Source organism: Azospirillum sp., assembly GCF_050789165.1.
Genome location: NZ_JBOZRT010000154.1, coordinates 30,346 through 39,732, shown reverse-complemented (window position 1 = coordinate 39,732; position 9,387 = coordinate 30,346). Strand labels below are relative to the sequence as shown.

Below are 9,387 nucleotides of genomic sequence, written 5' to 3'. Positions count from 1 at the left end.
GTCTGGGCGAGTGCCGCAAGGCGGCGGCGGAGCTGGCGGCGCGCGGGCTGTCCACCACGGTGGCCGACGCGCGCTTCGCCAAGCCGCTGGACGAGGACCTGGTGCGCCAACTGGCGCTGCACCACGAGGTGCTGATCACCATCGAGGAGGGCTCGGTCGGCGGCTTCGGCAGTTTCGTGCTGCAGTTCCTGGCGACCTCGGGCCTGCTCGACGGCGGGCTGAAGATCCGCCCGATGGTGCTGCCCGACCGCTTCCTCCCGCAGGACTCGCCCGTCAGGCAGTACGAGGAGGCCGGCCTCAACGCCAGGTCCATCGTCGCCACCGCGCTGGCGGCGCTGGGCATTTCGGCCGGCGCCGTCCCATCCCGTCTTCTGGCGCAGATCCGGTCGGGAGCGGAGACCGGAGCCGCGTGAGGTCTGTTGAATCATAACATTGGTTCGGGGGGAGCCAAGCATGTCCGAGCGTCCGTTGACCGTGATCCTCGCCCAGCCGCGGGGCTTCTGCGCCGGCGTGGAGCGGGCGATCGAGATCGTCGAGCGGGCGCTCGACACCTTCGGCCCGCCGGTCTACGTGCGGCACGAGATCGTTCACAACGGGCACGTGGTGGACGGGCTGCGGGCGCGCGGCGCGCGGTTCGTGGAGGAGGTGGACGAGATTCCCGACGGCGCGGTGACCATCTTCAGCGCCCACGGCGTCTCGAAGGCGGTCGAGGACGCGGCGCGGGCGCGAAACCTGCACGTGATCGACGCCACCTGCCCGCTGGTCACCAAGGTGCATCGCGAGGGCCGGCGCTACGCCGCCACCGGGTACGACGTCGTCCTCATCGGCCACGAGGGGCACGCCGAGGTCGTGGGCACCGTGGGACAGGTCGGCGGAACCGTCCACCTCGTGTCCACCGCCGACGGCGTGGCGGATCTCCGGCCACGCGACCCCGGCCGCGTCGCCTACGTGACGCAGACCACCCTCAGCGTCGACGACACCCGCGAGATCATCGAGGCGCTCGTCGAGCGCTTTCCGCGCATCGTCGGCCCCCAGGTGAACGACATCTGCTACGCGACGCAGAACCGCCAGACCGCGGTGCGCGAGCTGGCGCGGCGGGTCGATGCGCTGTTCGTCGTCGGGGCCGCCAACAGCTCGAACTCCAACCGGCTGCGCGAGATCGGGGCCGCCATGGGGAAGCCCTGCCGCCTGATCGGCGACGCCGGCGGCATCGACGCCGCGTGGCTGGAGGGCGTGTCGTCCGTCGGCATCACCGCCGGCGCGTCCGCCCCCGAGTTCCTCGTGCAGGGGGTGGTGGACCGCCTCGCCGCCTTGCGCCCGATCCATCTGGAAACCCTCAGCGGCATCGTCGAGAACGTCCGGTTCCGGCTGCCGGACGAGCTGGATCCCAACCGGGCCGCCTGACCGGCCGCCGCGTCACCCGGGAGAGCGCCATGCCGATCCCCCTGCACCAACAGATCGCCGTCGCGCGCTACGTCCTCGGGCAGCGCCTGGCCGGGCGGAAGCGGTATCCGCTGGTCCTGATGCTGGAACCGCTCTTCCAGTGCAACCTCGCCTGCGCCGGCTGCGGCAAGATCGCCTATCCCGACGCCGTCCTGCGGCGCCGGCTGAGCGTGCAGGAGTGCCTGGACGCGGTGGACGAGTGCGGCGCGCCGGTCGTCTCCATCCCCGGCGGCGAGCCCCTGCTGCACAAGGAGATCGGCGCCATCGTCGACGGCATCGTGGCGCGCCGCCGCTACGTGTACCTGTGCACCAACGCCCTGCTGCTGCGAAAGAAGCTCGACCTCTTCACGCCGAGCCGCTACCTGACCTTCTCGGTCCATCTCGACGGCTTCCGCGACCGGCACGACCGGGCGGTGTGCCAGGACGGCGTGTTCGACCAGGCGGTCGCCGCGATCCGGGCGGCCAAGGAACGCGGCTTCCGGGTCGGGGTCAACGCCACGCTGTTCGACGACAGCCGGCCGGAGCAGGTCGCCGCCTATCTCGACTGGCTGAAGGAGCTGGGCGTGGAAGGGGTGACCATCGCGCCCGGCTACGCCTACGAGAAGGCGCCGGACCAGGACCATTTCCTGACCCGCCGCCGCACGCACGAGCTGTTCCGCGCCGTGCTGCGGCTGGGACGGGGCATGCGCTGGCCGCTCAACCATTCGGCGCTGTATCTCGACTTCCTCGCCGGCAACCAGCCGTACGAGTGCTCGCCCTGGGGGACGCCGACGCGGAACGTCTTCGGCTGGCAGCGGCCCTGCTACCTCCTGGGCGAAGGCTACGCCGCGTCGTTCCGGGAGCTGATGGAGGACACCGCCTGGGACCGCTACGGCACGGGCCGGCACGAGAAGTGCGCGGACTGCATGGCGCATTGCGGGTACGAGCCGACGGCGGTCGCCGACGCCCTGGCGCACCCGCTCAAGCTGCTCCGCGTGGCGCTGGGCGGACCGGGCGCCGCCGCGCCGCGCCCTCAGCCGGCCGGGCGCGTCAGCTCGAACACGTGATGACCCCAGGGCGGCATGTCGAGGTAGAGTCCGCGTGAGGCGAGGTCGTCGCCCTCGCGCTCGTACCGCGCCGGCCCGAGCGCGTCGGCCAGGACGACCCGGCCGCCGGCCACGCCGGGGCAGCGAAGGAGGCACTGGCCCTGGGCGGGCTGGTAGTTCACCGCGACGATCCAGTGCTCTCCCGCCGTTCCCCTCCCCTGGCCCCTCCCCTGGCCCCTCCCCTGGCCCGTCCACTGAAACGCGACGAAACCGTCCCAGCTTCCGTTGCCCGGCCACGCCTCGGCCGGTTCGAGGGCGCGCCAGTCGCCGTCGTGGAACACGGGCTGGCGGAGAACCCCCAGCAGCCGTGCGTAGAACCCGGACACCGCAGGGTCGGGAGCCTCCGCCGCCGCCCGCGACAGATGGACCGGCACCCGCGCCGCAAGCCCTTCCAGCTGGCCCTGGTGGAAAAGGCGCAGGCCCGGCGCCAGGTGGCACAGCACGGCCGCCGCCTGATGGGCGTCCCAGGGAAACGCGGCGGCCGCCCGCTGCTCGTCATGGTTCTCGAGGAACCGCACCAGCCTGCGCTGGAAGCCGGGATCCGCCCCCAGATGCTCGCGCACCGGCCGCGCCGTCCGGGCGAGCAGCCGGTCGTAGAGGCGCTTGTCGTAGGCGCAGTCGAACCCCTGCCGCAGCAGCTCCCATTCGAGGTCCCAATACGCCTCCGCCATGAACAGGAACCCGGGGCGGCGGTCGCGGACGCTGCGGATGGCGTCGGGCCAGAACGGTTCCGTCGCGATCCCCCAGGTGCGCCGGAACACCTCGGGCAGGATCAGCATGGCCATGTCGCACCGCACGCCGTCGCATTGGTCCGCGATGGCCAGCAACGTCTCCCCCATCGCCCGCCGCGTTTCCGGGTTGCCGTAGTTCAGCTGCGCCACGTCCGGCCAGGCCGGGAAGCCGGGATCGCGCCCGCAGGCGAGGACCCGCGGGCCGCGCTCCGTGTCGACGCGGAGATAGTCGGCCGGAGCGCGCGCCAGATCGCTCTCGGCCCCCTGGACGAACAGATCGGGCCGCCGCCGCACCCAGGGGTGGTCGAACGCCGTGTGGTTGGGCACGAAGTCGAGCATCAGGCGCAGCCCGCGGTCGTGCATGCGCGCCCTCAGCCGCTGCAAGGCCGCGGCTCCGCCCAGTTCCGGCGGCACGTCGTAGCCGGCGATGGCGAAGCAGGACCCGCAAACGTCGTCGTCCCGAAGGTCGGGCAGCGCATCGCGGAACGCGCGGCGCCACTCCTCATGGCCGAGCGCGATCCGCCGCCCGAACGCGCCGGTCCGCCAGACGCCGAGCAGCCACACCCAGCGGAAGCCCAGCCCGGCCAGCCGGTCGAGTTCGTCATCGGCGAGATCGTCGAGCGTCGCGGCGCGGCCAAGCTCCTGGCCGCGCTGGCGCAGCCGGACGCGCGTGTTGAGTTCGTAGAGAAGCGGACACGCGTCCGGATCGGGTGCGGCGTCGGGCATGGCCCTCCCCGTCAATAGCGCAGCGTCAGCACAGTCTCCATCTCCCGCTCGCCCACGACGATGGCGGCGTCGACGAAGCTCGGCGGCGAGAGCACGACCCTGGCGTCGTTGCCGAACCCGTACCCCTCCAGCGGCATGCCGAGAACGTTGCGGTCGATGCGGCCGTTGGCGTTCTCGTCATGGTAGGCCCGCACGGCGTAGGTTCCCGGCGGAACGGCGCCGACGACCACGGGAACCGTTCCCGACGACGCCGGCGCGGCGCCGCGGAACGCGCAGCGACCGCCGATGAAGACGTCCGCGGTGCAGAGCGCCACCACGATCACGCCGCGGTCGTTCGCCACCCCGCGCACGCGCACCGTGACCTCCGCCGCGGCGGCGTTCCCGGCGCCCAGCGCGATCACGGCAGCGACCGCGACGCCAATCCCCTTCCCACGCAACGTGAGTACCACCGCCGATTTCCCTGAACCCGGTTCGCGAATGTTACGCTTCGTTATACCGTTACCAAGATCCGGCAAAGCGGATCCGCGCCACTTTCAAGGTTCATCTGCTTTCACGCACCGTGATTTCAATGCCGGGATCGGTCCACGTGCCCCACCCAGCGACCACACGCCTTGCACATCTGGCGCAATCCTTGTTGGCGTCGATGAGCGTGGCGGCGTGCCGGTGGCCCGTCTCCACCGTGGCCCTGACCCTGCTCCTGACCGGGCTCGCCGGGTGGGTCTCGGTGAACGGGCTGCGCATCAACACCAGCACCACCGACATGATCGCCCCCGACGTGCCCTTCCGCCGCGACGCGGAGGTATACCGGCAAGCCTTTCCCTTCCTCGACGACCAGATCGTCGTGGTGATCGACTCTCCCTCGCCGGAGCGCTCGGACGCGGCGGCGCAGCGCCTCGCCGACCTGATGCGCGGCCAGGGGCAGGCCCTGTCGGACGTGGAGGTGCCCTCGGCCGACCCGTACTTCCGCCGCAACGGCCTCCTGTTCCTGGACCCGCCGGACCTCCAGGACCTGGCCACGCGGCTCGCCGGGGCGCAGGCGGCGCTCGGGACGCTGAACGAGGCGCCGAACCTGCGCGGGCTCGCCTCCATGTTCGGCACGGTCCTCGAACACGCGGGCGAGGACGCGCCGGCCGCCCTGGCGGACCTGCTCGACCGGCTCGCCGACGCGACGGAAGCGGTGGCGTCCGGCACCCCGCAGCCGGTGTCGTGGGTCGCCCTGGTCAAGCTGCACGACGAGGAGCGGTTCGGCAACCGGCGCTTCGTGACGGCGCAGGCGGTGCTGGCCGACACCGCCTTCGGGCGCGGCCGGCCGGCGCTCGACGCCGTGCGCCGGAGCATCGAGGCGCTGAAGGGCGAACCGGACGGCGGCGGCGTCACGGCCCGCGTCACCGGCGCCATCGCGCTCCGCCAGACCGAGCTGGACACGGTGGCGGACACGGCCTGGATCGCCACCGTGCTGTCCTTCATCCTGGTGATGGCCGTGCTGATCACCGGGATGCGCTCGGGACGGATGATCGCCGCCATGATGATCACCCTGATGCTCGGCCTGACGCTCAGCGCCGGGGCGGCGGCGGTGGCGGTGGGCCGGCTGAACCTGATCTCGGTGACCTGCGCGGTCATCTTCTTCGGCCTGGGCGACGATTTCGGCAGCCACCTCGGCCTGCGCTACCAGGAGGAGCTGCGCCGCGGCCAGCCGCCGCGCGCCGCCGTGATCGAGGCCGCGCGGGGCGTCGGCCCGCCCCTGGCGCTGAGCACGCTCTGCGCCATCATCGGCTTCCTGTCCTTCGTGCCGACCGAGTACCTGGGGCTGGCCGAGTTCGGGGTGATCTCGGCGCTCGGCATGGTCGTGGCGCTGGTCATCAGCCTGACGCTGCTGCCGGCCCTGTTCGTCCTGCTGCGCCCCGGCCCCGGCGTGGTGCGGGTCGAGCGCGAGGATCGCGCCTACGCCGCCTGGATGACCCGCCACAACGGCACGCTGCTCGCGCTCACCGCGCTCACCGTGCTCGGCTCCCTGGCGGCCCTGCCGCTGGTGCGGCTCGACGTGAACCCGCTCAACCTGCAGAACCGCCACACCGAGGCCGTCAGCACCTACCGCGAGCTGGCGGAGGTGCCGCGGACCTCCCCCTACGCGGTCAACGTCCTGCAGCCCGATCTGGCCGCGGCGCAGGCGCTGGCCGACCGGCTGCGCACCGACGGGCAGGTCGGCGGCGTGCGCACCTTCGCCAGCTTCATCCCGAAGGATCAGGACGCCAAGCTGCCCATCGTCGCCGACATGGCCCTGCTGCTGGGACCGGGCCTCGCCGCGCCGGCGGAAACGGCTCCGCTCACCCCGGCGGAGCGCGCCGACGCCGTGGTGAAGCTCCGCGCCGACCTGGGCCGCTTCGCGGCGGGCGGCGAGGGCGGCGTCGAGACGCGGGCCGCCGCCAGCCGCTTCGACGAGGCGCTCGGCCGCGTTCCCTGGAGCGAGGCCGCCCTGGCGGCGCTCGACGGCGCCCTCACCGGCGGCGTCCCGCCGCTGCTGGACCGGCTGCGCGCGGGGCTGGAGGTGGAGCGGCCGGTGACCGCCGAGGACGTGCCGGACAGCATCCGCCGCCGCTGGATCGCACCGGACGGGCGGGCGCGGGTGGAGGTTCTGCCCACCCACGACATCTCCGACAGCCGCGACATGGCGCGCTTCGCCACCGCGGTGCTGGCCGTCGCGCCGCACGCCACCGGCGCGCCGGTGACGGTCACCCAGGCGGGGCGGATCGTGCTGCGCGCCTTCACGGAGGCGACGACGCTGACGCTGGTCCTGATCGCGATCGTGCTCCTGGTGGTGCAGCGCAGCCTGTCGGGCGTCGTGCTGATCCTCGTCCCGCTGGCGGTGGCGGCGCTGTGGACGGTGGCGGTGGCGGGGCTGCTGGACATCCCCTTCAACTTCGCCAACGTCATCGTCATCCCGCTGCTGTTCGCGCTCGGCGTGTCGAGCAGCATCCACATGGTCGCGCGCGGGCAGGAGCTGGAGCGGGCCGGGACGTCCGGCGCGAACTACGGGGTGGAACTGCTGATCACCAGCACGCCGCTGGCCGTGCTGGTCAGCACGCTGACCACCAGCACCGCCTTCGCGACCCTGGCGATCTCCAGCCACCGCGGCCTGTCCAGCATGGGCATCCTGCTGGCCATCGCCATCCTGTTCACCATCGTCTCGGCTCTGCTCGTGCTGCCGAGCCTGATGATCGGCTGGCACCGCTGGATCCATCGCCGCACACCAGCAGGCGGTCCGACGTCGCCGACCCGGCGATGAGGCCGCCGCTCCACGCCGCCGCCACGGTCGCGGCCGGCAGGCGCCGGCCGTCGTCCTCCGCGACCACCGTCACCCCGTCCGCGCCCAGCGCGACGACGCGCGTCGGCGCCACCACATCCAGCCAGCCGTACCGGTGCAGCGCCAGCGCGAACAGCGAGGGGTGCACCGCGGCCAGCACCCGGCCATCCGCCGCCCGGCTGAGATTGTCGGGACCGCCGGGCACGGCGATCCGCTCCACCGGGGCCGCGCCGTCTCCGGCCAGCAGGGCGGAGAGGCGGTAGACCAACACCGCCCGCTCCCGCGTCGCGGCGACGTACAGGCGGTCGGCGGCCGGGTCCGGCAGCAGGCCGTTGGCAAACCCGATTCCTCCCGCCAGCACCCGCACGCGGTTCCGATCGACGAGACCGACGAAGCCGCGGTGCAGGTTGAACACGTTCTCGGCCGCCACCGCCGCCCAGCCGCAGCCGCCGTGGTCGCCGGTGAACAGGAAGCGGTCGCCGTCCAGGAACGCCACCTCGTTGGCCCGGCACAGCCGGGGATCCTCGACCGAGCCCCGGTGCCGCAGCGTGCCCCCGCTCAGGACGAAGCGCTCGACCGCCACGACGCCGTCCCACCGCCGGTTGACCGCCAGCACCGACCGGCTTCCGTCCGCCTCGACCCGCAGGTCCATGCCGTGCGGCCGGAACCCGGCCGCCGGGCGGAAGCCGGCGGTCAACTCGACGGCCTCGGCCCGCGCGCCGCCCAGCGCCGCGAGCGGCAGCAGGAACAGCCCGCCGCCGGCCTTCTCCGGCGCGGCCCCACGGTCGTAGGCGGAGAGCACCGCCTGCCCGAGCGCCTCATCGACGGCCAGATCCTCGATGCCGACCACCGGCCGTCCCTGCGCCACGATCGCCACCGCCCGGCAGTCGGCCGCCGCCTTCCCCACCCCGCCGGCCAGCAGGCCCAGCGCCAGCAGAACCCGGATCACGGGATGGCCGCCGGCTCGCCCCAGCGCGCCACGAACGGTTGCCAGCAGCGCTCGACCCGCTCCCGCCCCGCGTCGGACAGCTGGAAGCGGTTCTTGGTGTAGCCGCGCACGTCCGCGAGGTAGGCCCGGAACCGCGGTTCGGCGGCCTCATGGCCGGGGAGGCCGAGCGTGCGGTAGAGGCGCGCCGCCTCCGCCAGCGGTTCGCGCTCGAACGTCTCGAAGGCGACATCGACGAAGCGGTCCGCCGGCAGGTCGGCGGTGTCGTCCAGCAGCGCCTGCATGATCCGCGGGTAGTGGTCGAGCACGGCCTGCTCCACGTCGATGTGGCCGTGCGGCTGGAGCGCCAGCTTGTCCAGCAGCGTGCGGTAGAAGTGGACCGTGGACACGAACACCGCCCGCGGGTCGCGGTGGATGTGGATGAAGCGGGCGTCCGGCCAGATCTCCCGCAGCAGGGCGACGCGGGCGCTGTACACCGGGTTCTTGATCAGCAGGCGCCGCCCGCCCTGCGACAGCGCCACCTTCTCGAGGAAATGGACGAAGCGGCGGCGCCAGCGTTCCGTCTCCGCCGGCGAGCATCCCTCGTGGTACAGGCCGCGCCTCAGGTTCTCGTCGAAATGCCGCGGGAAGTAGAGCCCGTGGTAGAAGGAGAGCGGCGACATGTTCGCCAGCGCGATCTCGTCCTCCTGCGGGGAATCCGGCCGGACGGCGACGTTGTCGATGTAGCGCCGCTCCGGCAGCGCCCGTTCCAGGAGGGGCCGCAGGACGGCGCCGAGCCCCAGCATGTCCCACGGCAGACCCACCGCGACCGGCGGGATGAAGCCGAACTGCGGGTCGCGGCTGAGCAGGTTGTAGAGGTGCGTGGTGCCGCTGCGCCAATGCCCCAGGATGAAGACCGGCGCCGGCAGCGGGTCGCCGCGCCGGCGCGCCCACGCGACCCAGGCCGTCTCCGCCAGCGAGAACGGGGCGCGCAAGAGGGCCGAGGCCGCCGCGACGGCCAGCGTCGGAAGGTGGCGCGCGTCCACGCCGCCGTTGCGCGCCAGGACGGTCAGCAGCGTCAGCGCGTCGCAGCCGTAAAGCGGATGGTCGGTGCTGGGAAGCCAGCGGCTCTGTTCTCGCCCCATGGGGTTGCGCGTCCTTCTGCCGGGCGTGCTC

The 9,387-nt window shown here is 72.9% G+C and carries 8 protein-coding genes; 4 read left to right on the top strand and 4 right to left on the bottom strand.

The window, feature by feature from the left end; all coding sequences use genetic code 11:
• The 3 genes from ACRWK7_RS31720 to hpnH form a co-directional block, all read left to right on the top strand.
• A partial coding sequence (locus tag ACRWK7_RS31720) for a transketolase C-terminal domain-containing protein (protein ID WP_431861293.1) occupies nt 1-413 on the top strand: 413 nt, incomplete at its 5' end.
• 40 nt (nt 414-453) lie between these two features.
• Nucleotides 454-1,404: a 4-hydroxy-3-methylbut-2-enyl diphosphate reductase gene (gene ispH, locus ACRWK7_RS31715; protein WP_431861291.1), complete on the top strand. Its 951-nt coding sequence runs from the start codon at nt 454-456 to the stop codon at nt 1,402-1,404.
• Nucleotides 1,405-1,433: 29 nt separating this feature from the next.
• On the top strand, nt 1,434-2,489 hold the full coding sequence (hpnH, locus tag ACRWK7_RS31710; protein WP_431861290.1) for an adenosyl-hopene transferase HpnH: 1,056 nt from the start codon (nt 1,434-1,436) through the stop codon (nt 2,487-2,489).
• Here hpnH and ACRWK7_RS31705 read toward each other — a convergent pair.
• Both ACRWK7_RS31705 and ACRWK7_RS31700 read right to left on the bottom strand, forming a co-directional pair.
• Nucleotides 2,456-3,985 (bottom strand): alpha-amylase family glycosyl hydrolase, encoded by a 1,530-nt coding sequence (locus tag ACRWK7_RS31705; protein ID WP_431861288.1) that lies wholly within the window; start codon nt 3,983-3,985, stop codon nt 2,456-2,458. The two genes, hpnH and ACRWK7_RS31705, sit on opposite strands and share 34 nt — an antisense overlap.
• 11 nt (nt 3,986-3,996) lie before the next feature.
• The gene (locus ACRWK7_RS31700) at nt 3,997-4,434 is read right to left on the bottom strand and encodes a DUF2141 domain-containing protein (protein ID WP_431861287.1); all 438 of its coding nucleotides are present in this window, start codon (nt 4,432-4,434) and stop codon (nt 3,997-3,999) included.
• 230 nt (nt 4,435-4,664) lie between these two features.
• On the opposite strand from ACRWK7_RS31700, the gene ACRWK7_RS31695 reads away from it, so the two are divergent.
• A complete protein-coding gene (locus ACRWK7_RS31695) occupies nt 4,665-7,268 on the top strand; it encodes an MMPL family transporter (protein ID WP_431861286.1) in 2,604 nt (867 codons plus the stop codon).
• On the opposite strand, the gene ACRWK7_RS31690 is transcribed toward ACRWK7_RS31695, so the two are convergent.
• The gene (locus tag ACRWK7_RS31690) at nt 7,159-8,235 is read right to left on the bottom strand and encodes a hypothetical protein (RefSeq protein WP_431861284.1); all 1,077 of its coding nucleotides are present in this window, start codon (nt 8,233-8,235) and stop codon (nt 7,159-7,161) included. The genes ACRWK7_RS31695 and ACRWK7_RS31690 overlap by 110 nt on opposite strands.
• Entirely contained in the window at nt 8,232-9,356 is a 1,125-nt protein-coding gene (locus ACRWK7_RS31685) for a sulfotransferase family protein (RefSeq protein WP_431861282.1), read from the bottom strand. The genes ACRWK7_RS31690 and ACRWK7_RS31685 overlap by 4 nt, the downstream gene beginning before the upstream one ends.
• Nucleotides 9,357-9,387: the final 31 nt, after the last annotated feature.

What these genes read in the sequence shown, in the direction of transcription:
- hpnH (WP_431861290.1), top strand. Translation starts at nt 1,434, where the DNA reads ATGCCGATCCCCCTGCACCAACAGATCGCCGTCGCGCGCTACGTCCTC.
- ispH (WP_431861291.1), top strand. Translation starts at nt 454, where the DNA reads ATGTCCGAGCGTCCGTTGACCGTGATCCTCGCCCAGCCGCGGGGCTTC.
- ACRWK7_RS31685 (WP_431861282.1), bottom strand. Translation starts at nt 9,356, where the DNA reads ATGGGGCGAGAACAGAGCCGCTGGCTTCCCAGCACCGACCATCCGCTT.
- ACRWK7_RS31705 (WP_431861288.1), bottom strand. Translation starts at nt 3,985, where the DNA reads ATGCCCGACGCCGCACCCGATCCGGACGCGTGTCCGCTTCTCTACGAA.